This window comes from Pseudomonas sp. SLBN-26, assembly GCF_006715895.1.
Classification (GTDB): domain Bacteria; phylum Pseudomonadota; class Gammaproteobacteria; order Pseudomonadales; family Pseudomonadaceae; genus Metapseudomonas; species Metapseudomonas otitidis.
Genome location: NZ_VFOB01000001.1, coordinates 5,447,092 through 5,469,338 on the forward strand (window position 1 = coordinate 5,447,092; position 22,247 = coordinate 5,469,338).

Below are 22,247 nucleotides of genomic sequence, written 5' to 3' on the forward strand. Positions count from 1 at the left end.
CATGCCGGTGGAACAGGACGCCCGCGCGGTCCGTTACCCGCTGCGCCACGAGGTGGACCTGCACCTGGCGGTGATGTCGGTGCGCCGGCTGCCGTTCCTCGCCGATCTGCCTGAGGTGGACCGGGCGATGCTTTGCACCGTGGTCTCCGAACTGGGCAGCAACATCCTCAAGTACGCCGTTAAGGGCGAAGTCACGCTGGCGCTGAACCAGGCCGAGGGGCGCCCCTGCATCGACATCGTCGCCTGCGACCAGGGCCCCGGCATCGCCGATGTGGCGCAGGCCGTGCAGGACCACTACAGCACCTCGGGCACCCTCGGGCTGGGGCTGCCCGGCGTGCGGCGGATGATGTCCGAGCTGTCCATCAGCCTGCCGCCGGAGGGCGGTACCCGGGTGCTGGCGCGCAAATGGCTGGGGCCGGCGCCGACACCGGCGCGGCTGTCCGTGCCGAAGGCCGAAGCCGGCGGCCAGGGGCTGCGACTGGCCTGGGCCAGCGAGAACCGCCCCTGCCACCCGGAGCGGGTCTCCGGCGACCTGGCCTTCATGCGTACAGGGCCGGACGGGGTGAGCCTGGTGCTGATCGATGTCAGCGGCCACGGCGCCTCGGCCCACCAACTGGCCCAGGCCCTGGAGGCGGTGCTGCAGCAGACCCCGGAGCAGGAGCCGGCGCGCCTGCTGCAGGTGCTGCACCAGCACTGCCTCGGCACCCGTGGCGCGGCAGCGGGGGTGGCGCTGGTCAATGGCGAGCGGGGCGAGCTGAGCTACGCCGGCATCGGCAACACCCGCATCTGCCTGCGCGGCCGCGAGCCCTGGCGCGGCGTCTCCCGCGACGGGGTGCTCGGCGAGCGCTTCCCCACGCCCCTGTTGCAACGCCGGGCCATCGTCCCCGGCGATGTGCTGATGCTGTATTCCGACGGCATCAGCGAATCGCTCAACCTGCGCGACGGCCTGCTCGACCTGGGCGCCGATCCCGCCGTCCTGGCCCACCAGGTCATCACCCACAGCGGCCGCAGCACCGACGATGCGAGCTGCATCGTGCTGCGGGTGCACGCCGGGGAGGGCGGCTAGATGCGGCAGGCGATCGGCGACATCACCCTCAGCGGCCCCGGCGCCGCGCTGGCGGCCCGGCGCAAGGTGGCGCGGGTGCTGGAATGCATCGACCCGCGTCCCACCTTCCTGGCCCCGCTGGCCGGCACCACTTCCGAGCTGGTACGCCAGCTGGCCGCGACCCTTCCCGCCCTGCGCCTGCAGGTCTGGCTGGACGCCAGGGCCCAGGAGCTGGTGCTGGACCTGTCGGCGGACCAGCCGCTGCAGCATCGCCTGCCCGAGGCGGTGCACGGCGGCGTCCGCCTGGCCGTGCTGGCGGAGAACAACCTGGCCCTGTGCTGCCGCCTGCCCCGCTGGCCCGACGCCGAACTGCAGCAGCGCATGCGCCAGCGGTTCGCCGAGCCGACCCGGGACGAGCTGTTCGCCCTGATGCAGGCCAAGAATCGCGAGCTGGAAGAAGCCTACGTGCTGGCGGAGAGCGCCACCCACGCCAAGAGCGACTTCCTCGCCAACATGAGCCACGAGATCCGCACGCCGATGAACGCCATCCTCGGCATGGCCCACCTCGCCCTGCAGACCGACCTGGACCCGCAGCAGTTCGACTACCTCAGCAAGATCCAGCGCTCGGCCCAGCACCTGCTGGGGATCATCAACGACATCCTCGACTTCTCGAAGATCGAGGCCGGCAAGCTGGACCTGGAGCGCATCGAGTTCGACCTCGACCACGTGCTGGAGAACCTCGCCACCCTGGTGGGGGAGAAGGCCGAAGCCAAGGGCATTGAGCTGCTCTTCGAGATCGACCGCCGGCTGGACACCCTGCTGCTGGGGGACCCGCTGCGCCTGGGGCAGATCCTGATCAACTACGCCAACAACGCGGTCAAGTTCACCGAGCAGGGCGAGATCCTGGTCAAGGTCAGCTGCCTGGAAACCTGGCCGGAGGAGGTCCTGCTGCACGTCTCCGTGCAGGACAGCGGCATCGGCATGAGCCCGGAGCAGCAGCAGCGGCTGTTCCAGTCCTTCCAGCAGGCCGACACCTCCACCACCCGCAAGTACGGCGGCACCGGGCTGGGCCTGGCCATCTCGCGGCGCCTGGCGGAGCTGATGGGCGGCGAGGTGGGCGTGCAGAGCGAGCTGGGCCGGGGCAGCACCTTCTGGTTCACCGCCCGGCTCGGCCGGGGGCGGCGGCGGGCCCGCTACCTCCCAGGCCTGGACCTGCGCGGCCGGCGCATGCTGGTGGTGGACGACAGCGCCAGCGCCCGCAACATCCTCGCCACCCTGCTCGACAGCATGACCTTCACCGTGGACACCGCCGAGTCGGGCCAGCAGGCGCTGCAGATGATCGCCGCCGCCGAACAGGCCGGGCGGCCCTACGAGGTGGTGCTGCTGGACTGGCACATGCCGGGGCTGGACGGCATCGAGACCGGGCGTCGGCTGATCGCGCGCGGCATGACCCCCCGGCCCTACCGCATCATGGTCACCGGCTATGGCCGCGAGGAGGTGTTCCGCCAGGCCGAGGGCGCCGGGTTCGACCGGGTGCTGGTCAAGCCGGTGTGTGCCTCCGTGCTGTTCGACACCCTCATCGGCCTGTTCGGCCAGCAAGCCACCGCGTTGCCCACCCGTAGCAACGGGCCGCCCGTGCCGCAGCGCTTCGACGGCGCGCGGATCCTCCTGGCCGAAGACAACGAGTTGAACCAGCAGGTGGCCAGGGAGCTGCTGCACCTGGTGGGCGTCGAGGTGGTGGTGGCGGACAACGGCGCCATCGCCGTGGACATGGCCGCCCAGGGCCCCTTCGACCTGATCCTGATGGACATGCAGATGCCGGTCATGGATGGGCTGGCCGCGACCCGTTGCCTGCGCGAGCGCGAGCGGGACAGCGAACGCATCCCGATCCTGGCGATGACCGCCAACGCCATGGCCGGCGACCGTGAGCGCTGCCTGGCCGCCGGCATGGACGACCACATCGCCAAGCCCATCGACCCCGAGAAGCTCTATGCCGCCCTGCTGCGCTGGCTGCCCGCCTTTGCCCACCAGGCCGAGCCGCCGAGCGAGCCGCCGGCTCCGGTCCCGGCCTCGCCGGAGCATGGGCTGGAGCCGCTGCAGGCACTGGGCCTGAACGCCGAGGTGGCGCTGCAGCGCCTGATGCACAACTGGCAGTGGTACGAAGACCTGCTGCGCAGCTTCGCCCGCCAGGGCAGCCAACCCATGCAGAACCTGGTCGCCGCCCTGCAGGCCGGCCAGCGGGAGGAGGCGCACCGCCACGCCCACACCCTCAAGGGCATCGCCGCCACCCTGGGGGCCGAATCGCTGCGGGCGCTCTCGGCCCGGCTCGAAGCGGCCCTGGCAGGCCAGGAGGAACTGGCCCGCCTGCTGCCCCTGGCCGAGGAGGGTGTGCAGGAGCAGCAGCGCCTGGCCGACGGGTTGCAGGCGCTGCTGCCGCCCGAGGAAAGCGCCCCGCCCAGCGAGGCGCAGCCCGACATGCCCGGCCTGCTGGCCCGCCTGATGGCGCTGCTGGCCGAGGACGATGCCGATGCCGTGGCCCTGTTCCAGCAGCACCGGCAGTCGCTTAACGCCGCCCTGGGCGAGGCCGCCTCGGTTATCTCAGAGGCAATGACGCAGTTCCGCTTCCCCGATGCCCTGGCGCATCTGCATGAAGCCCGGGCCGCCCGGCCCGATCTGTTCCAAACGGAGTGAGGCGTTCTCGATGCTCAAGCTGATGGATCCCGACAGCAAACCCACCCTGCTGGTGGTCGACGACACACCGGAGAACCTCTCGCTGCTCAGCGCCCTGCTGTCACCCCACTACCGGGTCAAGGTCGCCATCAATGGCCAGCGGGCCCTGGACATCCTCGCCTCGGACACTCGGGTGGACCTCATCCTCCTCGACGTGGTGATGCCCGACATGGACGGCTACCAGGTGATGCAGGCGCTGCAGGACATCCCCCAGGCGCGCGGCGTGCCGGTGATCTTCCTCACCGCCCAGGTGGAGGAAAGCGCCGAGGCCCACGGGCTGGCCCTGGGCGCCGTGGACTACATCCACAAGCCCATCACCCCCGCCATCGTCCTCGCCCGGGTGCGCAACCACCTGGAGCTGAAGGCCGCGCGGGACCTGCTCTACAACCAGAACGCCTACCTCGAACAGGAAGTGGAGCGGCGTACCCGGGAGAACGAGCTGATCCAGAACATCACCATCCACTCCCTCGCGTCCCTCGCCGAAACCCGCGACAACGAGACCGGCAACCACATCCTGCGCACCCAGCACTACGTGAAGCTGCTGGCGGAGGAACTGTCCGATCACCCGCGCTTCCAGGATGAGCTCACGCCCAAGACCATCGAACTGCTGTTCAAGTCCGCCCCCCTGCACGACATCGGCAAGGTCGGCGTGCCGGACCGGATCCTGCTCAAGCCCGGCAAGCTGGAACCGGAGGAGTTCGCCCAGATGAAGAACCACCCGGTCCTCGGCAAGGAAGCCATCGTCCATGCCGAGGAGGCCCTGGGGGTGGAGGTGGAGTTCCTGCGCCTGGCCAAGGAGATCGCCTGCTACCACCACGAGAAATGGGACGGCAGCGGCTATCCCCACGGCTTGGCCGGTGACGACATTCCCCTGTCGGCCCGGCTCATGGCCCTGGCCGACGTGTACGACGCCCTCATCAGCAAGCGCTGCTACAAGGCCGCCCTGCCCCACGACGAAGTGGTGCCCATCATCCTCGCCGGGCGGGGCAACCACTTCGACCCGGACATCACCGACGCCTTCGCCCGCATTCACCCCCAGTTCCAGGAAATCGCCCGGCGCTTCCACGACGACTAGGCCACGCGCACCCCTGCCGCTCTCATGAAGCAGCATGCCCGTAGCCCGGGCTTCAGCCCGGGAAGGCCGCACGGCAAGAGCCTCCCCGTGGGAGTGAATTCATTCGCGATTGGTTTGGCACGGAGCTTTCGCGGTTGAAACCGCTCCCACAAAAAGCGACCTGCCGCTAACCCAGATGCACCAGGCTCGGCATGTCCTCCAGCGGCACCCAGAGCTCGCCCTGCCAGTTCAGCATCACCACCCGCGTGCCCTGCCACCTCAGCAGCACCCGGCGTGGCGCGTTGCCGTCCGCCGCGTGGGCATCGCGCAACGTAGGGATCACCTCGCGATTCAGCCAGCGCTCCAGGTGGGCGTTCTCCGGATGGCCGAAGCGCACCAGCGCCTTGTACAGGCCGGCTTCGCTGATCACATCCACCGGTTCCTCAAGGCTGCTGGAGCAGGCAAGGACCACGCGCCGCGCATGGTCGCCGCCCACACGGCGGTGCAAGGTCTGTGGATGCTGCATGCCCAGGAGACGGGCGAAATCCACCGCAACGAACCAGGGCTGGTTGTCCAGCATCAGCGCACGCAGCGGGCGGTTATGGCGGAGGAAGGTCAGGGCGGGGTAGGTGTCGTGCATGGTGTGAAGCTCCATCTTCAGGTACAGGAGCCGCCACACTTCTCGCTACGAAAGGGTGGCGGACCGCGCAGGGTTAGCGAACCGGAAGATGTCACCGGCAGACCTTGCGGTCTCCCTGCGCAGTCCGCCATGGAGCGATGTGGAAGGGCGAAGCACGTCTGTAAAAAGCGTACGCCGCCTTCCACATGTACCCGTGGGTACGATGCGCCATCTTGTCGGGTCGCTAAACCCGTTCGCGGGATTGACCGCGACCGCCGGAGGATAGGGAGGGGGTATTGAGCGAACAATCGGCCCGCCTCGGGCATTGTCCTTTCCCGCTGTGGGAAAACGCCTCAAGTCGGCCCGTATCGCCGAGCCGCCGCTGCACACCGTCCCGTAGGGTGGGCTTCAGCCCACGCGGTGCCTGTGCTGGTGGGCTGAAGCGGAACGCCGCCCGGACCACCCTACGACGGAGCACCATTGCTGCCGGTTGCACCGGTGTAGGGGCGAATTCATTCGCCCGCTTCTGGATAGGGGCCGCTGCGCTGCCCTTGGCGACTGAAGTCGCCCCTACAGGGCCCCGTGAGCGAACGATCGCCGCCGCCCCTTGCCCTTGGCGCCCCGCCCCCTGAAGCTGTCCACCCCGCAACCGACAACATGTCCCCGATGATCGAGTCCCCCTGGCAAGGCGCCCTCTGGCTGGCCCGTGACTTCTGCCTGATCGACGGTGCCAACGGCGACACCCGACCTCATGCCCATTACGCCCACCAGGTCCTGCTGGCACGCGGGGCTCCCGTGCACCTGCTGGTGGAAGGAGAGCCCGTGAGCGGCCAGGCGGTGCTGGTGGAGTCCATGCGTGAGCACGCGTTGGCCCTGCCTGGCCAGGTGCTGCTGGCCGTCTACGCCGAACCCCTGGCCTTCGCTCCCCAGGCATTGCACGCATTGGTAGCCGACGCCGGTACGGACCTGCAGGCCCTGGCCGAACGCCTGCTGGCCGCGCCGCGCCCGACGCTGGACGCTCGCCTGCAACGGGCCCTGGACGAGGTGGACGAACTGCTGGCCGACAAGGTCAGCGCCCAGGCCCTGGCCAGCCGCGCCTGCCTATCCCTGAGCCAACTGGAGCGGCTGTTCGGCGAGCAGGTGGGCCTGTCGGTCCGCCGCCTGGTGCTCTGGCGCCGCCTGCGCCTCGCCGTGCGCCTGGGCCTGGAGGGCCAATCCCTCACCCAGGCTGCCCACGGCGCCGGTTTTGCCGACGCCGCGCACTTCTCCCGCACCATGCGCGCTACCTTCGGCATCCGCGCAGACCGCAATCTCGGCAACCTGCAATTGCACCTGCTGGGCGACTGAAGTCGCCCCTACAGGGCACGGCGCAATCGTAGGGTGGGATTTCATGCGGTTTGATCATGGGGCTCGCGGGGTTCACCCGCTTTAGGATGCGTCTGCGCTGTCCGTTACCGGTTGTCCACAGGCGGCCTCCAGGCCTGTCTGGTGGATGAAACGCTCCGAAGCCTCCGAGCCTGGGGCGAAGTATCTGGGGGCGCGAACCATCACCACCAAAGCCGCCAGGTCATGGCAATCCAGCTCGCGAAGAGGACGTCCGAAGTAGTGCAAGGCGGTCGCCTCCATCCCTTTTCCTGCAGGTGAGATGACCTGTGCACTCCACAGAGCCGCCATGGCCTCGTGGTCGTAGCTGATATTCAGCGACAGTTGCCACGCGATGCCGTCCAGATGGCGCCACAGGCTGGAGCGGTAGAGGCCTTCCTTGGCCGTGATGAAACGTGCGACCTGCCCGGTGATCCTTGCGTCCGGCCCATCCAACCAATGACCAGGGGTGGGATGTGCAGGATTGCCCTGGACGTTTGCCCAGACCAGGCCCCTCAGCATCCGCAGGTGCGGCGCCGGCCCCTGGTAAGGCACCAGACTCGCATCCAGCTCCGACTTGGCCGGCAGGAAACGGGTGACCACGAAGACAAGGTAGGCGCCCACCGGTATGAGCAGCAGCACGAGCAGCAGCCGGAACAGCCAGCGTGTGACGGCCCTGGCAATCGAGGCGGGTGTGTAGGTTCGTGTCTGCATCGTTCATCCCTGTGTACGAATGCGCATCCTAAGGGAGGTCGCCCCTACAGGGCACGGCGGAGCGCCTTTGCTGCCGGTTGCACCGGTGTAGGGGCGAATTCATTCGCCCGTTTTGGGGCAGGGGCCGCTGCGCTGCCCTTGGCGACTGAAGTCGCCTCTACAGCCCCTACAGGCTCCTACGTGGAGTTCGGCGGTCTACGAACGCATCAATTCCTGCGGCACTTCCGGGCTGGGGTGTTGGGCTGGGCTTTTGCGGAAGGGTTCGGCCAGTTGCGCGAGGTAGGCGTCGGGGTAGTCGGGGCGGCTGCCGATGCCCAGGTCGTCGCCGCGCATGGGGTAGTCGCTGTGGAAGGCGGTGCCGAGCAGCCTGTCCCAGACGCTGAGGAACAGGGCGAAGTTCACGTCGCCGGCGCGGCCGTATTTCATGTGGTGGAAGCGGTGCACCGGTGCCCAGGCGAACAGGTGGCGCAGGGCGCCGATGCGCATGTCGACGTTGCTGTGCTGGAGCAGCAGTTGGAGGGTGATGGCCAGGGCGAGGAGGGCGGCGACCCGTTCCGGCATGCCCAGCAGCAACAGCGGCAGGGTGCCGGCCAGGGCTTCGCAGCCCAGGTGCAGCGGGTGCTTCATCAGGCCGTTGAAGCCATACATGCGCTTCACGCTGTGGTGCACGGCGTGCAGGCGCCAGAGAGCGCCGACACGGTGGCTGGCGTAGTGCATGAGGGTGATGCCCAGGTCGGCGACGACGATGGCAACCAGCAGTTGCAACGCCAGCGGCCAGTGATGGGGCCAGAGCCCGGCCTCCGGCAGCAGCGCCGCGCTCAGGGGGATCACCAGGATGCCCAGGCAGTTGAGCCCTTCGTTGACCACGGCGTGCAAGGCATCGCGCAGGCGGTCGCGGTGGCTGCGGTTCCAGTCCCGCTCGTAGGGCAGCCAGGCTTCCGCGATGAAGGAGACGGCGATGGCCGCCGGTACCAGGGCCAGCAGCCCGGTTAGCGGCAGGCGCTCGCTTATCCACAGGGCCAGGGCGAGGAAGCCGAAGAGAAAACCGGGGGCGTAGAGGCGGGCAAGCAGGAATCGCATGGCGGAAGCTCCTTGGACGAGGGGCTTCCAGCGTGGCGGCAGGTGGTCTCCGGGGGCTTGAACAAACGGCGCAAGGTGCCGGCGCGGAATAAAAAAAGCCCGCCGGGGCAGCGGGCTCGGTGCAGGACGGGCATCGCCTGCAAGCGGGGGAATCGGTCACTGCGCCTCGGCAGACTCCAGTTCGGCCAGGGCGTCGGGTTGGTTCTTGAAGGCGCGGGCGAAGATGTCGCGGTTGCGGGCCATGTAGATGCCGAGGTCTTCGACCTGCTGCTCGCTGAGGGAGGGCACGGCCTTGTGCAGCACACCGGCCAGGGATTCGGCCAGCTCCAGCATCTTGTCGTAACGATCCGCTTCGGCCTTATCCATGAACAGGCGCTCCGGATCGCGGCTGCTGCGGTACACCACTTCGACGGCCATTCATCACCTCTCACCTTTGCAAGCGTCAATATGGAAATACTGTATGTGCGTACAGTATTTGGGGCGTTCCCTTTCGTCAACGATTTCTTTCATAGCCCAGCCTTCGGCTTCGTGCTTGCCGACCTGCGACAACCTGTCCCGTGGCGCAACGTCGCACCTTGGCATCTCATCCGCTGCCGTGGCCTCGCTCGTGCATGGACGAACCGTCATGCACAGGCGCCACGCTAGGCCAACCAGACGTACCGGGGAGTAATGACGTGAAGATCAAATGGGCGGAAGCCTTGCGCGAAAACATGCACGGCCTGGCCGAGTCGCTGGGCAACCTGCTGGTGGAGGCATTCCACTACCTGGCGCTGTTCGCCATCGGCGGGATCACCGCCTGGGCGGCGGTGGTGGCGTTCCTGGGGATGGTGGAGAAGGGGCACATCACGGTGGATGACATCCTGCTGCTGTTCATCTACCTGGAGCTGGGGGCGATGGTGGGGATCTACTTCAAGACCAACCACATGCCGGTGCGCTTCCTGATCTACGTGGCCATCACGGCACTGACGCGCCTGCTGATCTCCGACGTTTCGCACCACAACCGGCCGGACGAGAGCCTGGTGTACGTCTGCGGTGCGATCCTGCTGCTGGCGCTGTCGATCCTGGTGGTGCGCTATGCCTCGTCGCGCTTCCCGGCGGTGGCCAGCGAAACCACCCACCCGCGCCGGCAGCTGCTGGGTTCGCGGACCCTGGACGACGAGTCCTGATCGGCCTCAGTAACCCACGCCCAGGCTGCCGCCGGTGCTGCCCACCCGTGGGCGGGCCAGCGGTGGCAGGGGCTTGCCGCTGGTCATGGCGGTGAGCATTTCGCTGACGTTGCCGCCTTTTTCGATGGCGATGCCGAAGCGGATGCTCTCGATCACCCGCTGCAGGCGCTTCGGGTCGTTGCGCTGGGCGGGGCTGATCATCCGCCGCGCCACCACGCCGCTGTCGTCGGCGAGGGTGAGCATGATGTTGCCGTCGAGCCGTTCCAGGCTGAGGTTGACCCGGTAATCGGCCTGGAAGGCATCGGTCAGGATCTGGAAGGGGTTGTACATGGTGAGCCACCTGGTTGATGCACTGGATCGATTGACTGGGGTGGCCGTTGCAAAGTTCGAACCGATTGGACGAACGGAAAGCCGGTTTCACGACGTCTGTCGCAAACGGCAAACCTCGGGTCGCGCGGCCCGGCGGCACTTGCGCTGGGGAAGGGCGGCGTGACAGCATTCGCAACTGCAATTATTTCGCATTTGCGTTGGACGCCCGCCGAGGTCAGCCGTGTCGCTGCAACCTACCTCCCCCATCACCGAGCTCTACCGCGGTCACCACAGCTGGCTGCTGGGCTGGCTGCGGCAACGCCTCGGCTGTCCGCACAACGCCGCCGACCTGGCCCAGGACACCTTCGTGCGGGTGCTGCAACAGCGCGAGTCCCGCGAGGTCCGTGAGCCGCGCGCCTTTCTCGCCACCATCGCCCGGGGCTTGCTGGTGGACCATTACCGCCGCGCCAGCCTGGAGCGCGCCTACCTGGAGGCGCTGGCCAGCCTGCCGGAGCACGAGGCGCCTTCGCCCGAGTCCCGCGAACTGATCCTGGAAACCCTGCTGGAGATCGACCGCCTGCTGGATGGCCTCAAGCCCCGCGTGCGCGAAGCCTTCCTGCTGTCCCAGCTCGATGGCCTGACCTACCCGCAGATCGCCGCGCGCCTGGGGCTGTCGGTGAGTTCCATCCAGCAGTACATGACCCAGGCCCTGACCCATTGCTACAAGGCGGTCTATTCATGAGCGCACTCGACCCCCAGGTGGTGGAGCAGGCCATCGCCTGGCGCGTGCGCCTGGCTTCCGGTACCTGCGCGGCCGAAGCCTTCACGGCCTGCCAGCAGTGGCGGAGCGCGCATCCCGAGCATGAACTGGCGTGGCAGCGGCTGGAGGCCCTGGGTGGGCGCTTCGCCGGCATCCCCGCAGCCCTTGGCCACGCAGCGCTGGAGGGCGCCCGGCATGACCCGCAGCGCCGTCGGGCGCTCAAGGCCCTGGCGATCCTGCTGGCCGCTGGTGGCGCCGGCGTGCTGGGCGTCCAGGGGTCGTCCACCTTCCAGCCCTGGCTGGCCAACCTGCGCACCGGCACCGGTGAGCGCCGTTCCGTTGGCCTGCCGGACGGTGGTCGGCTGCACCTGAACGCCGGCAGCGCCGTGGACATCGACTACGACGCCGACCGTCGCCTGCTGCGCCTGTACCAGGGCGAGATCCTCGTCGAAACCGCCGCCGACCCCTCCCGCCGTCCGTTCCTGGTGGATACCGGGGCCGGCATGCTGCGGGCCCTGGGCACCCGGTTCCTGGTGCGCCAGCGGCCGGACCGCATCCAGCTCGCCGTGTACGCCGGCGCGGTCGAAGTCAGCCCCCGAGAAGGCAGTGCCCGGGTCCTGAAGGAGGGCTGGCAGAGCCAGTTCGACGCCCACGGCATGGTCGAGCCCCAGCGTGCCGAGGCGGACCGCGCCGGCTGGCTGGACGGCGTACTGGTGGCCAGGGACATGCGCCTGGACGAGTTCGTCGCCGAATTCGACCGCCAGCGCCACGGCGTGCTGCGCTGCGACCCGGCGGTGGCCGGGTTGCGCATCTCCGGGGTGTTTCCCCTGGACGACAGCGAGCGTGCCCTGGCCGCCGTGGCCCGCACCTTGCCGGTCCAGGTGGTGTACCGCACCCGCTGGTGGGTGACCCTGGCCCCTGCCAGCGCCTGAGTGCCTGGCTGGATGAAAATAATTCTCATGAAGTTCTGCAGGTTTTCCGAACTCGTTCGGCCTCCCTTCGCATCCCCATTCTTCATGGCTTTCGAAGGACCCAACATGGCCGTTCAACGCTCCCCGGAATCCCTTGCCCGCGCCGTGCGCGCGGCCCTGCTCAGCCTCAGCCTGCCGCTGGCGGCATTGCCCACCCTGGCGCTCGCTGCCCCGGTCGCCCAGGAGTACCGGGTCCCCGCCGGTTCGCTGGACAGCGCCCTCAATGCCTTCGCCCGCCAGGCCGGCGTACTGCTGAGCTTCGATCCGGCGCTGACCGCAGGCCGGCGCAGTTCTGGCCTGCAGGGGCGCTATCCGGTGGAGCAGGGTTTCGCCCAACTGCTGGCCGGCTCCGGCCTGCGTGCCCACCAGATGGCCGATGGCGGCTATCGCCTGGAGCCGGCCCCGTCCGACGACGGGCAACTGGAGCTGGACAGCCTGAACATCACCGGCAGCTCCGTGGGCGACACCGCCGTCGGCCCGGTGGGCGGCTATGTGGCCAAACGCACCCGCACCGGCACCAAGACCGACGCCTCGATCCTCGAAACCCCACAGTCCATCACCGTGATCAGCCGCGAGCAGATGCAGGCCCGCGGCGTCGCCACGGTGGAGGAGGCCCTGCGCTACAGCCCCAGCGTCAGCACCCCCTACGGCTACGACCCGCGCTACGACTGGATGAGCCTGCGCGGCTTCGACGCCAAGGGCTCCACCTACCGTGATGGCCTGATGCTCAACCGCAGCACCTACGGCCTGGCCCGCCCGGACGCTTACCTGTTGGAGCGCGTGGAAGTGCTGCGCGGCCCGGCTTCGGTGCTCTATGGCCAGAGCGAGCCCGGCGGCATCGTCAACCTGGTGAGCAAGCGCGCCCCGGACACCCCGCTGCACGAAGTGCGCGTGCGCGCCGGCAGTGATGACCTGGGCGAGCTGGCCGGGGATTTCGGCGGCCCCCTCGATGATCAGGGCCAACTGCTCTACCGCGTCACCTTCCTCGGCAATGACGCCAATGGCCAGGTGGACAAGACCGGCAACCAGCGCCAGGCCCTGGCCCCGACCCTCACCTGGCGCCCCAGCGACGACACCGAGCTGACGCTGTTCGGCATGTACCAGAAGGACGAGGGCGACTTCGCCTTCAGCCGTCGCTTCTCCCCGGTACTGATGAGCGCCTTCCGCCTGCCGGCCAACCGCGACGACGATTTCTACGAGGGGGAACCGGGCTTCAACCGCTTCTACCGCGCCTACACCTCCTTCGGCTACGAGCTGTCCCACCGCCTGAACGACAGCTGGACCTTGCGGCAGAACCTGCGCTACGAGCGGATGAACTTCGACTACCGCTACCTCAACAACAGCGGCGTCTCCTTCGCCGGTACCACCCTGTCGCGCACCGCCAACGACAAGGACGAGCAGTTCGACGGCTGGACGGTGGACAACCAGGCCCAGGTGAACTTCGACACCGGCCCGCTGGCCCATACCCTGCTGATGGGCCTGGACTGGCGCCGCGTCTCGGCCCACGAGATCAGCCGCTTCGGCAGTGCCCCCAGCCTGAACCTGCTCAACCCGGTGTATGGCCAGACGGTGCCGTGGCCGGCCAAGGATGCCGACAACGACATCACCCGGCGCCAGACCGGTTTCTACGCCCAGGACCAGATCGCCTTCGACGACCATTGGCACCTGCTGCTGGGGGGGCGCTACGACCTCGCCCGCAGCGAGACCGAGAGCAACCTCAACGGCTCGCGCACCAGCCGTGACGACGAAGCCTTCACGGGCCGTGTCGGCCTGGTCTACGTCGCCGACAACGGCCTGGCGCCCTATGTCAGCTACAGCGAATCCTTCAACCCCAGCACCTCCAGCGACCCGCTCAGCGGCCGGCCCTTCGACCCGGAAACCGGCAAGCAGTACGAGGTGGGCATCAAGTTCCAGCCCGAGGGCGCCCGCAGCTTCGTCAGCCTGGCGCTGTTCGACATCACCAAGCAGAACGTCGTCAGCACCAACCCCAACAACCCCAACGAGCGTCGCCAGGTCGGCGAGGTGCGCAGCAAGGGCCTGGAGATCGAGGCCCTGGCCAATCTGGCCGACGGCCTCGACCTGACCGCCAGCTACAGCCGCACCAATGCGCGCATCCAGAAGAGCGTCAACGCCTGGGAAGAGGGCGCGCGCCTGCAATTCGTGCCCCGCGAGCAGGCCGGCCTGTGGCTGGACTACACCCTCCAGGGCGGCCCCCTGGCGGGCTTCGGCGTCGGGGGTGGCGCACGCTACATCGGCGAGACCTCCTTCACCGGGCAGAACCCCTTCTTCGGGCTGTACGGCCCCCGCGTGCTCGAAGTGGAAACCGGTGGCTACACCCTGTTCGACGCCAGCATCCACTACCAGCTCGACGGCCTGCGCCTGGCCCTCAACGCCAGCAACCTCGCGGACAAGGAATACGCCAGCTCCTGCGACGCCCAGGCCTGCTACTACGGCTACGGTCGCACCCTGACCGCCAGCGCCACCTACAACTGGTAACTCCATGAAAGGAACGACGTGAGCAACGCCACCTCCTCCACGCGCCGGGCCGTCGCCTCGCGCGTGCTGGCGGCGGTGATCGGCGGATACGCGGTGGCCTACCTGGCCACCGCCTTCCTCACCGTCCACCTGCCGCTGGCCCGTGCCGACCGTGTCACCTTCGCCAGCCTGGGCTGCTTCGCGGTGTACACGGCGGCGATCCTCTATGCCTTTGGTGCCCGCTCGGCCTGGCGTGCCTGGCTGGTGCTGGCGGGTCTGGCCCTGCTGCTGGCCCTCGCGGCCTACCTGCCCGGTGACTACGGAGTGCGTCCATGAGCCTGCGACAATCCATGGCCGGCCTGCACACCTGGGGCGGCCTGCTGCCGTCCTGGCTGCTGTTCGTCATCCTCTTCGGCGGCAGCCTCGCCTGCTTCGACAAGGAGCTGGAGCGCTGGATGCGCCCCACCCTGCAGGCGCCTGGCGAACAGGCACTCTCCCTCGACCGGGTACGCGAACTGCTGCTGGCCCAGGCCCCTGATGCCCATGCCCTCTGGATGCGCCCGCCGAGCGAGCGCGAGCCGTTCTGGTGGGCCGGCTACGAGCCGGCGGACGAAAGCGAGATCCGCCGCTTCGCCCTCGACCCGGCCACGGGCGAGGTGCTGCCGGACACCCTCGGCGGTCGCTTCTGGTTCACCCTGCACTACGACCTCCACGCCGGCATGGTCGGGCTGTACATCGTCGGCCTGGCCGGCCTGTTCATGCTGGTGGCGCTGGTCAGCGGCATCATCATCCACCGGCGCTTCTTCAAGGACTTCTTCACCCTGCGGCCCAAGGTCAACGGCCAGCGCGCCTGGCTCGACGCCCACAACCTGTTCGGCGTGCTCGGGCTGCCGTTCCACCTGCTGATCGCCTACACCGGGCTGGTCATCTTCGTCGTCTACTACATGCCGGCCGGTATCCAGCGCGCCTATGGCGGCGACGCCAAGGCCTTCTTCGGTGACGTGCTGGGCCGCTACGAACGCGAAGCGGTGCAGCGCCCCGCCCCGCCGCCGGCGTCCCTCGATGGCCTGCTGGCGGATGCGCGACAGCGCTGGGGCGGCGGCGAGCCGGGCTGGATCAGCGTCCACCACCCCGCTGACGAAGCTGCCGTGGTGGACATCCGCCGCAGCGATGCACGGCGGGTGGCGGGCTTCCAGTGGACCCTCTCCTACGACGCCCGCAGCGGCGAGCTGCTGCACGAGCAGAAGCCCTACCTGGCCGGTTATCGCAGCTACACCTGGCTCAGCAACCTGCACATGGCCCAGTTCGGCGGGCAGATCGTCCGCGCCCTGTACCTGCTCCTGGGGCTGATGGGCTGCGCCATGGTGGTGGGCGGCCTGCAGGTGTGGCTGGCCAAGCGCGAGGCACGCGGCAGCCGGGGCATCGGCCTGGTGCGTGCGCTGAACGGTGCGGTGATCGGTGGCCTGCCCATCGCCAGCCTGGCGCTGCTCTGCGGCAATCGCCTGATTCCTGCCGACCTGGCCGAGCGTGCCAGCGCGGAAGCCTGCGTCTTCGTCGGTGCCTGGCTGCTGGTAGCGACCTGGGCGGTGCTGCGCCGCAACAGCGGCCGGGTGGCGCGCGACCTGCTCGCCGTCTTCGCCCTGCTGGCCCTCGGGCTGCCGCTGCTCAATGCCTTCACCGGTGACCAGGCCAGCCTGCTGGCCACAGTCGGCCGTGGCGACTGGGCGCTGGCGGGCATCGACCTGAGCCTGCTCGGCTGCGGGCTGCTCTGCGCGGCGCTGGCCTGGCGCACGGCAAGCGAGCGCCGGGCTTCCGAGCCGTACCTGCAGCAGACAGGGGAGCGCGCGTGATGTTGCTTGGATTCGCGTTCTGCTACCTGGCCATGACGGCGCTGAGCCTGGCCATGGCCCGCCACCACAAGGCGCTGTTCCAGGGGGCGCTGTCCCAGGCGCGGGCGCGCCTGCTGCGCGGCGTCGCGGTGCTCGCTTTCGGCGTCGGCCTGGTGCTGGCGGTGAGTGACCAGGGCGGCGAGATCGGCACCATCCTCTGGCTCTGCCAGGTGATGCTCGCCGGCCTGCTGGTGGCGGCCCTGCTGGCCTGGCGCGGTCGTTGGGTGCTGCCGGCAGCCGTCCTGCTGCCGTTGGGGAGTGGGGTGCTGGCGCTGCTTTGATGCTCCGCCGCAGGCGGGTCTGCGGCCCACCGGGCGACTGAAGTCGCCCCTACAGGGATGGCGCGGTGGGCAGATGCTTGGCCCACGCAGAAGTTGTCGCTGCGCGGGGTGGATGGCGCTCTTTCCATCCACCAAGGGCGTTCGCCGTGAGCCCACAGGGTGGACCGATGAAGCGCGGTCCACCCTGTGCACCGAGGGGCGATGTAGCCCGGGCTTCAGCCCGGGGACGGGGCCAGGCGGCTCAGAACTCGACGCTGTAGCTCAGGCTGTAGGTGCGGCCACGGCCGTGGTAGTCGAACAGGTCGGCGGTGGCGTTGGTGCCGTAGAACACCTGGGCGCGCTGGCCCCAGACGGTGGTGTAGTCCTTGTCCAGCAGGTTCTGGATGCCGAAGTTCAGCGTGCCCACCGGCAGGGCCTGGCTGCCCAGCAGGTCGAAGGTGGTGTAGCCGTCGATCTTGTGGTCGTTGCCGTCGAAGGTGCCGTTGGCCAGGACGTTGCCGTCATCGCTGAGGTTGAAGCTGCGCACGGCCTGCAGGCGCAGGCTGGTCTCGCCGTCCTGCCAGCCGGCGAAGGCGGTGAGCTTGGACGGGCTGGCGGCGGTGACGTCCTGCTTCTGCCAACGGTCCGCGATCTTCTGCTGGGAGCGGATGGCCAGGGCGCTGGCGCCGATCTGCCAGTTGTCGTCCAGCCAGTAGGTGGCCTGGCCTTCGAGGCCGTAGTTGCGCTTCTTGTTGCTCAGCTGTTCCACCAGCAGGGTGGTGCGGTTGTAGGTGATGCTCTTGTCCGACCAGGCGTAGAAGGCCGCCAGCTGGGCGTCCAGGCCGTCGGCGTAGTGGCGCCAGCCGAGTTCCACCTGCTTGGTCTTGATGCCGTCGAGGGCGGAGTTCTTGACGTTCACACCCTGCCGCAATTCCCAGTGGGTGCCGTTGCGCACGTAGTTGCCGCGGCCGTAATACTTGGCCGGGTCGGGCAGCTCGAAGCCCTCGGAGTAGTTGGCCCAGACCTGCTGCGCCTTGCTCAGCTTGTAGACGGCGCCCGCGTTGTAGAGATCGACCTGGTAGTCCTTGGAGCCGCCCGGTACAGCGTCTGCGGTCCTACCCGGGTTGCGGACGATATCGATCTGTTGCTCCGCCTGAATGAAGTCGCCGATCTCGTTCTCGATGCGCTGGTGGCGGATGCCGGCGGACAGGGTCAGGTCGGCGGTGGCCTTCCAGTTGCCCTGGGCGAAGAGGGAGGCGCTATCGGTGTCGATGCCGGGATAGCGGCCGATCTTGGCGATCTCGTCCGCCACAAGGCCACCGGTTGCTGCGGCCTTGGTCAGGTCGAACATGGCCTGGTCGGAGTCGAAGCTCTCTCTTTCGAGGTCAGCGCCGTAGGTGAGGTTGAAGCGTTCCCAGTCTTTGACCAGGACCGCTTTCAGTCCGTAATAGTCGGTGTCCTGCTGCGACGCGGAATAGTAGGAGCGTGCGGTATCGAGGGCACCACTGGTGAACGCCACGCTGGGATAGGGCTGGAAGGCCATCTCCTCGCTGCGGTAGTAGGCCTGCAGGTAGAAGTCGTGGCCGAGCACTTCCGGCACGTGCCAGGTGGCGTTGAACTGCTGGCGCTCGGTGTGCGGTTCGCGGTCGAAGCTGGCGCCGCCTTGCACCTCGAAGGGGGACTGGCCGCGCAGGCCCTGGAAGTTGCGCCCCAGGTTCACGCCCTTCTCGCCGTCGTAGCCGGAGTCGTACCACTGCATGCCCAGGTTCAGGGTCTGGCCGTTGTCGAAGGCGAAGTCCAGGCTGCCCATCACGTCCACCGCCTGGTTGTACTGCAGGTCGGTCTGGGTGATGTCGAGCATCACCTGGTCGCCGTTGCCGTCGTAGGCGGCGCCGTTCTTCTGGTAGGCCACCGAGACGCGGCCCTTGACCTGCTCGCTGCCGCCGCTGACCGACTGGGCCACGCGCCAGTCGTGGTCCTGGTGGGTCTCGAAGCCGCTGCGCACGCCGATTTCGCTGGTGAAGCGCGCCTCGCCTGCCTCGGCGCGCTTGGTGACGATGTTGATGATGCCGCCGGTGGCGCCGCCGCCGTATACGGCACTGGCACCGGAGAGCACTTCGATGCGCTCGATGTTGAACGGGTCGATGGAGTCGAACTGGCGGCTGATGCCCCGGGAGCTGTTCAGCGACACGCCGTCGATCATCACCAGGGCGCTGCGGCCGCGCATGTTCTGGCCGTAGTTGGTGCGGCCCTGGGGGCCGATGTCCAGGCCCGGGATCAGTTGGCCGAGGGCTTCCTTGAGGGGCACGCCGCCCTTGGTCTGTTCCTGCAGCTGGTGGCTGTCGATCACCCACACGGTGCCCGGTAGCTCGCTGATGCTCACCGGTGCACGGGAGCCGACCACCACCTGGCGGTCGATCTCCAGGGCCAGGCTGTCGTCGGCATTGCGCAGGCTGAAGCCACCGTCGCTGGCTTCGGCACGCAGGCCGCTGCCCGCCAGCAGGCGGTCGAGGCCCTCGGCCACGCCGAACTCGCCCTTCAGGCCCTGGGTGCTGCGGCCCTGGGTCATTTCCGGGTTGAAGGCCAGCAACACGCCGGCTTCGCGGCCGAAGCGGTTGAGCGCGGGCTCCAGGGCGCCGGCCGGGATGTCGAAGGCCTGGCGCTGGTCGGCACCGATCACCGCATCCTGGGCGCTGGCGACGGTGGGCAGCCCGGCGGCGGCCAGGCTCAGGCCCAGCAGCAGCGGTTGCAGGGCGCGGGCCAGGGGCGTGCGGGTGAAGCGGCGGAGGGTCGGGTCGGCGTTCATGGCGGCACTCGTCGAGAGAGGGAAAGGGGTTCTGCCTTCCCTGTCACGCGAGGCCGGGAAAAAGGTTCAGGTCGGTGGAAACTTTTTTCACAGGGCCGATGCGCGGCTCAGGAGGCGGCCCTGGGGTGCACGCTGATCCAGTAGCGGGTGACGCTGCGCACTTCCACCGGCAGGGTGCGCGGCAGCAGGGCGAGGATGCGGTCGGTGTGGTCCAGCGGGTAGGTGCCGGAGAGGCGCAGGTCGGCGATGGCCGGGTCGCAACCGATGCGCCCGTGGCGGTAGCGGCCGAGTTCGGCGAGGAAGTCGCCCAGGCGCATGGAACTGGCCACCAGCATGCCGTTGATCCAGGCCACGCTGTTCTCGTCCACCGCCTGGGCCGCCCCGCTGCCACGGGCGTCCAGGTCCAGGCGCTGGCCGGGGTGCAACGCCAGGCGCTGGCCATGGCTGAACACCTGGGCATCGCCGGCGAACAGGCTGACCTGGCTGCGGCTGTCCTGCAGGCGTACGGCGAGGCGACCGCTGTTGAGCAGGACCAGCCCCTGGGGCGTTTCCACCCGCAGCGGGCGCGCCTCGTCCACCGCGTTCACCAGCATTTCGCCCTGGCGCAGGTGCAGCAGGCGCTGGCGGGCGTCGAAGCGGATGTCCAGCGCGCTGTCGGTGTTCAGCGACAGGGTCGAGCCATCGTCCAGGGTCAGGTGGCGGCGCTCGCCCACGGCGGTGCTCTGGTCAGCGCGCAGGGCCAGCAGCGGCTCGCTGTCCCGCACCGCCAGGGCGCCACCACCGGCGATCACCAGCAGGGTGAGCAGCTTCAGGGCCTCTCGACGGCCGCGTGAGGCCGGGGCATCCAGCGCGGCGAGGGCGGTGGGGGTGTTCAACCCGCGCAGGCCCCGGTTGACCGATTCGATGCGCTGCCAGGCGCGCTCGTGCTCCGGGTCGGCGGCGCGCCAGCGTTGCCAGTCCTCCTCGCGCTGGCGTGAGGGCGTGCCGTCCTGCAGCTCCACCAGCCATTGCACCGCCTGGGCGGCGACGGCGGGGGCGATGCGCGGCTCGCCGCTCTTGCGCAGGGCCATCAGAGGCACTCCGCGAAGTAGCAGCGCTCGGCGGCCTTGGCCATGTAGCGCTTGACGCTGGAGAGGGAGAGGCCGAGCTGTTCGGCGATCGCGGCGTAGGTGCAGCCGTCCACCTGGGCCAGCAGGAAGACCTTCTTGGCCTGGGGCGGCAGGCCGTCCAGCAGGCGGTCCAGCTCCACCAGGGTCTCCAGGATGATGGCGCGGGCCTCCTCGCTGGGGGCCTCGTCCTCCGGCAGCGCGGCGAGGGCCAGCAGGTAGGCGCGCTCGATGTCCTGGCGGCGGTAGTGGTTGGCCAGCACGCGCTTGGCGAGGGTGGTGAGGAAGGCCCGGGGTTCGAGGATGCGATGCGCCTCGCGCCCCAGCAGCACCTTGAGGAAGGTGTCCTGGGCCAGGTCGGCAGCACTCTGCGGGCAGCCGAGCTTGCGTTGCAGCCAGTGCCGGAGCCAGCCGCTGTGGTCGCTGTAGAGCTTGTGCAACGCCTGCTCGGGGGCTGCCGGGCTGTGGGTCAAGGAAGGCTCCGGGAAGGTTCGGAAAGCGATTAAATAGGAATGCTTCGCATTCTATTTGTGCCGAGGGGCGTTGCGCAATGCGCTGGGCTATCCGCAGCGAGGCCTCATCCTTCCAGAGGGTGTTGCGGAGCCCGCGTGGGAGCGGTTTCAACCGCGATGGCGCATGCAGCCGTAGCCCGGACTTCAGTCCGGGGTTGCCAGGGGGGCCGGTCCCGGGCTGAAGCCCGGGCTACGGTGCTGTGCTGCCGGCGGCTGCGGCGGTGGGCTGAAGCGGAACGCCGCCCGGCCCACCTTACGGCCCGGTGCGGCTTCTCCGTGGGAGCGGTTTCAACCGTGATGGCGCTTGCTGCCGTAGCCCGGACTTCAGTCCGGGTTGCCGGGGGAGGCCGGTCCCGGGCTGAAGCCCGGGCTACGGGGGTTCAGCTCATGGCCGCGCGGTATTCGCCGGGTGTGCCGCCGAGTGCGCGGCGGAAGCGGTTGCTGAAGTGGCTGGCGCTGGAGAAGCCGCAGGCGAGGGCGACGTCGCCCAAGGGCAGGGTGGTGCGGGCCAGCAGGTGGCGGGCGTGGGCCAGGCGGCGGGCGAGGACGTACTGGTGCGGCGGCAGGCCGAAGCTTTCGCGGAACATCCGCGCGAAGTGGTACTCCGAGAGCGCCGAGAAGGCCGCCAGCTCGCCCAGGCTCAAGGGCTCGGCCAGGTGCTCTTCGATATAGGCCATCAGCCGCTTGCGCAGCGCCGGGGCGAGGCCGCCCTTGAGCTGCGGGCCCTGGCGCAGTCCCACCTGGGTGAGCAGGGCGTGGTTGAGCATCTCGTGGGCGAGGCTGGTGGTGAGCAGGCGCTCCCCCGGTTCGTGCCAGTCCAGCTGGACCAGGCGCTGGAAGCGCAGGACCTGCTCGGGGTCGTCGAGGAAGGTCGCCTCGCGCATCTCCAGCTCGCGGGGTTCGCGGTCCAGCAGGGTGACGGCGGCGTGGGCGAACTGCTCCGGCGGGATGTACAGGTGGGCGAGGCGGATCTCGCCGTTGACCACCCAGGACGAGTCGTGCCCCGCCGGCATGATGCACAGCTTGCCCGGGGCGCCCTTGGTGTCGGGGCGTTCGCGGCGGAAGGTGCCGGTGCCGCCGGCCAGGTAGCAGGACAGGGTGTGGTGGCTCGGCCCTTCGTAGTCGCGGGCGTCGTGGTGGTTGCTCCACTGCGCGGCGGCCAGGCCGTCGCCCAGCTCGGTGCAACGCTCCAGGCGGGCGTTGGGCGAACTGGCCATCGACTGGAAGACCTGGTGGTGCAGCAGTGGCGACATGGACAAAGCCTCCGTGGGACGAACGCCATGCTAGCGCGGGCGTGGCGTGCGAGGCAGCGGGGCGCGGTGGATAAGCGCAAGTTTTTGCAAGCCGGCCGACGGGCTGCGCGGGAGACTGGCCACTCGACGCACCACC

The 22,247-nt window shown here is 68.8% G+C and carries 20 protein-coding genes; 11 read left to right on the forward strand and 9 right to left on the reverse strand.

Translation table 11 applies throughout. From position 1 onward, the window contains the following. Position 1 precedes the first annotated feature (1 nt). The 3 genes from FBY21_RS25295 to FBY21_RS25305 are packed head-to-tail and all read left to right on the forward strand — an operon-like array spanning position 2 to position 4,850. The gene (locus FBY21_RS25295; RefSeq protein ID WP_142014725.1) at positions 2–1,066 is read left to right on the forward strand and encodes a SpoIIE family protein phosphatase; all 1,065 of its coding nucleotides are present in this window, start codon (positions 2–4) and stop codon (positions 1,064–1,066) included. Further along, on the forward strand, positions 1,067–3,736 hold the full coding sequence (locus FBY21_RS25300) for a hybrid sensor histidine kinase/response regulator (protein ID WP_142014730.1): 2,670 nt from the start codon (positions 1,067–1,069) through the stop codon (positions 3,734–3,736). A gap of 10 nt (positions 3,737–3,746) precedes the next feature. Beyond that, positions 3,747–4,850, forward strand: a complete 1,104-nt coding sequence (locus FBY21_RS25305) for an HD-GYP domain-containing protein (protein WP_222119534.1) — start codon at positions 3,747–3,749, stop codon at positions 4,848–4,850. Between the two features lie 166 nt (positions 4,851–5,016). On the opposite strand, the gene FBY21_RS25310 is transcribed toward FBY21_RS25305, so the two are convergent. Continuing rightward, the gene (locus FBY21_RS25310; protein WP_142014737.1) at positions 5,017–5,469 is read right to left on the reverse strand and encodes a Bro-N domain-containing protein; all 453 of its coding nucleotides are present in this window, start codon (positions 5,467–5,469) and stop codon (positions 5,017–5,019) included. A gap of 645 nt (positions 5,470–6,114) precedes the next feature. Here FBY21_RS25310 and FBY21_RS25315 point away from each other — a divergent pair. Beyond that, a complete protein-coding gene (locus FBY21_RS25315) occupies positions 6,115–6,795 on the forward strand; it encodes a helix-turn-helix domain-containing protein (protein WP_142016606.1) in 681 nt (226 codons plus the stop codon). 81 nt (positions 6,796–6,876) lie between these two features. On the opposite strand, the gene FBY21_RS25320 is transcribed toward FBY21_RS25315, so the two are convergent. The 3 genes from FBY21_RS25320 to FBY21_RS25330 all read right to left on the reverse strand — a co-directional run bounded on the left by FBY21_RS25320 (position 6,877) and on the right by FBY21_RS25330 (position 9,021). Next, positions 6,877–7,524: a transglycosylase domain-containing protein gene (locus FBY21_RS25320; RefSeq protein WP_142014741.1), complete on the reverse strand. Its 648-nt coding sequence runs from the start codon at positions 7,522–7,524 to the stop codon at positions 6,877–6,879. A gap of 195 nt (positions 7,525–7,719) precedes the next feature. Then, a complete protein-coding gene (locus tag FBY21_RS25325; protein ID WP_142014744.1) occupies positions 7,720–8,604 on the reverse strand; it encodes a sterol desaturase family protein in 885 nt (294 codons plus the stop codon). Between the two features lie 156 nt (positions 8,605–8,760). After that, positions 8,761–9,021 carry a YebG family protein gene (locus tag FBY21_RS25330; RefSeq protein WP_069559413.1) on the reverse strand — a complete coding sequence of 87 codons (261 nt, stop codon included), beginning with the start codon at positions 9,019–9,021 and terminating at the stop codon, positions 8,761–8,763. 257 nt (positions 9,022–9,278) lie between these two features. Here FBY21_RS25330 and FBY21_RS25335 point away from each other — a divergent pair, with 257 nt between their 5' ends. Then, positions 9,279–9,770: a phosphate-starvation-inducible protein PsiE gene (locus FBY21_RS25335; protein WP_142014747.1), complete on the forward strand. Its 492-nt coding sequence runs from the start codon at positions 9,279–9,281 to the stop codon at positions 9,768–9,770. A gap of 6 nt (positions 9,771–9,776) precedes the next feature. Here FBY21_RS25335 and FBY21_RS25340 read toward each other — a convergent pair whose 3' ends face one another. Then, complete coding sequence (locus FBY21_RS25340) at positions 9,777–10,100, reverse strand: DUF3509 domain-containing protein (RefSeq protein ID WP_142014750.1); 324 nt, start codon at positions 10,098–10,100, stop codon at positions 9,777–9,779. 226 nt (positions 10,101–10,326) lie between these two features. On the opposite strand from FBY21_RS25340, the gene FBY21_RS25345 reads away from it, so the two are divergent. The 6 genes from FBY21_RS25345 to FBY21_RS25370 all read left to right on the forward strand — a co-directional run bounded on the left by FBY21_RS25345 (position 10,327) and on the right by FBY21_RS25370 (position 16,455). Continuing rightward, positions 10,327–10,821, forward strand: a complete 495-nt coding sequence (locus tag FBY21_RS25345; protein ID WP_044404423.1) for a sigma-70 family RNA polymerase sigma factor — start codon at positions 10,327–10,329, stop codon at positions 10,819–10,821. Further along, complete coding sequence (locus FBY21_RS25350; RefSeq protein ID WP_142014753.1) at positions 10,818–11,771, forward strand: FecR domain-containing protein; 954 nt, start codon at positions 10,818–10,820, stop codon at positions 11,769–11,771. The genes FBY21_RS25345 and FBY21_RS25350 overlap by 4 nt, the downstream gene beginning before the upstream one ends. A 105-nt stretch (positions 11,772–11,876) precedes the next feature. After that, positions 11,877–14,306, forward strand: a complete 2,430-nt coding sequence (locus FBY21_RS25355; protein WP_052807567.1) for a TonB-dependent siderophore receptor — start codon at positions 11,877–11,879, stop codon at positions 14,304–14,306. An 18-nt stretch (positions 14,307–14,324) separates the two neighbouring features. After that, positions 14,325–14,621, forward strand: coding sequence for a DUF3649 domain-containing protein (locus tag FBY21_RS25360; RefSeq protein WP_172434603.1), 297 nt, complete (start codon positions 14,325–14,327; stop codon positions 14,619–14,621). Further along, positions 14,618–16,135 (forward strand): PepSY-associated TM helix domain-containing protein, encoded by a 1,518-nt coding sequence (locus FBY21_RS25365; protein ID WP_142014760.1) that lies wholly within the window; start codon positions 14,618–14,620, stop codon positions 16,133–16,135. The genes FBY21_RS25360 and FBY21_RS25365 overlap by 4 nt, the downstream gene beginning before the upstream one ends. Beyond that, complete coding sequence (locus tag FBY21_RS25370) at positions 16,135–16,455, forward strand: DUF3325 domain-containing protein (RefSeq protein WP_205894982.1); 321 nt, start codon at positions 16,135–16,137, stop codon at positions 16,453–16,455. Before FBY21_RS25365 ends, FBY21_RS25370 begins: the two co-directional genes overlap by 1 nt. 241 nt (positions 16,456–16,696) lie before the next feature. Here FBY21_RS25370 and FBY21_RS25375 read toward each other — a convergent pair whose 3' ends face one another. From FBY21_RS25375 to FBY21_RS25390, 4 genes are all read right to left on the reverse strand, one after another. Continuing rightward, entirely contained in the window at positions 16,697–19,240 is a 2,544-nt protein-coding gene (locus FBY21_RS25375) for a TonB-dependent receptor (protein WP_253543788.1), read from the reverse strand. Positions 19,241–19,347: 107 nt separating this feature from the next. Beyond that, entirely contained in the window at positions 19,348–20,310 is a 963-nt protein-coding gene (locus FBY21_RS25380) for a FecR domain-containing protein (protein WP_142014763.1), read from the reverse strand. After that, on the reverse strand, positions 20,310–20,819 hold the full coding sequence (locus tag FBY21_RS25385) for a sigma-70 family RNA polymerase sigma factor (protein ID WP_142014767.1): 510 nt from the start codon (positions 20,817–20,819) through the stop codon (positions 20,310–20,312). The genes FBY21_RS25380 and FBY21_RS25385 overlap by 1 nt, the downstream gene beginning before the upstream one ends. A 419-nt stretch (positions 20,820–21,238) precedes the next feature. Beyond that, positions 21,239–22,111: a helix-turn-helix domain-containing protein gene (locus FBY21_RS25390; RefSeq protein ID WP_074970759.1), complete on the reverse strand. Its 873-nt coding sequence runs from the start codon at positions 22,109–22,111 to the stop codon at positions 21,239–21,241. Positions 22,112–22,247 lie beyond the last annotated feature (136 nt).

Excerpts from the sequence above, each read along its gene's own strand:
- FBY21_RS25340 (WP_142014750.1), bottom strand. The coding sequence starts at position 10,100 with ATGTACAACCCCTTCCAGATCCTGACCGATGCCTTCCAGGCCGATTAC.
- FBY21_RS25380 (WP_142014763.1), bottom strand. The coding sequence starts at position 20,310 with ATGGCCCTGCGCAAGAGCGGCGAGCCGCGCATCGCCCCCGCCGTCGCC.
- FBY21_RS25390 (WP_074970759.1), bottom strand. The coding sequence starts at position 22,111 with ATGTCGCCACTGCTGCACCACCAGGTCTTCCAGTCGATGGCCAGTTCG.
- FBY21_RS25350 (WP_142014753.1), top strand. The coding sequence starts at position 10,818 with ATGAGCGCACTCGACCCCCAGGTGGTGGAGCAGGCCATCGCCTGGCGC.
- FBY21_RS25310 (WP_142014737.1), bottom strand. The coding sequence starts at position 5,469 with ATGCACGACACCTACCCCGCCCTGACCTTCCTCCGCCATAACCGCCCG.
- FBY21_RS25365 (WP_142014760.1), top strand. The coding sequence starts at position 14,618 with ATGAGCCTGCGACAATCCATGGCCGGCCTGCACACCTGGGGCGGCCTG.
- FBY21_RS25375 (WP_253543788.1), bottom strand. The coding sequence starts at position 19,240 with ATGAACGCCGACCCGACCCTCCGCCGCTTCACCCGCACGCCCCTGGCC.
- FBY21_RS25300 (WP_142014730.1), top strand. The coding sequence starts at position 1,067 with ATGCGGCAGGCGATCGGCGACATCACCCTCAGCGGCCCCGGCGCCGCG.
- FBY21_RS25325 (WP_142014744.1), bottom strand. The coding sequence starts at position 8,604 with ATGCGATTCCTGCTTGCCCGCCTCTACGCCCCCGGTTTTCTCTTCGGC.
- FBY21_RS25315 (WP_142016606.1), top strand. The coding sequence starts at position 6,115 with ATGATCGAGTCCCCCTGGCAAGGCGCCCTCTGGCTGGCCCGTGACTTC.
- FBY21_RS25370 (WP_205894982.1), top strand. The coding sequence starts at position 16,135 with ATGTTGCTTGGATTCGCGTTCTGCTACCTGGCCATGACGGCGCTGAGC.
- FBY21_RS25355 (WP_052807567.1), top strand. The coding sequence starts at position 11,877 with ATGGCCGTTCAACGCTCCCCGGAATCCCTTGCCCGCGCCGTGCGCGCG.
- FBY21_RS25320 (WP_142014741.1), bottom strand. The coding sequence starts at position 7,524 with ATGCAGACACGAACCTACACACCCGCCTCGATTGCCAGGGCCGTCACA.
- FBY21_RS25305 (WP_222119534.1), top strand. The coding sequence starts at position 3,747 with ATGCTCAAGCTGATGGATCCCGACAGCAAACCCACCCTGCTGGTGGTC.
- FBY21_RS25295 (WP_142014725.1), top strand. The coding sequence starts at position 2 with ATGCCGGTGGAACAGGACGCCCGCGCGGTCCGTTACCCGCTGCGCCAC.
- FBY21_RS25330 (WP_069559413.1), bottom strand. The coding sequence starts at position 9,021 with ATGGCCGTCGAAGTGGTGTACCGCAGCAGCCGCGATCCGGAGCGCCTG.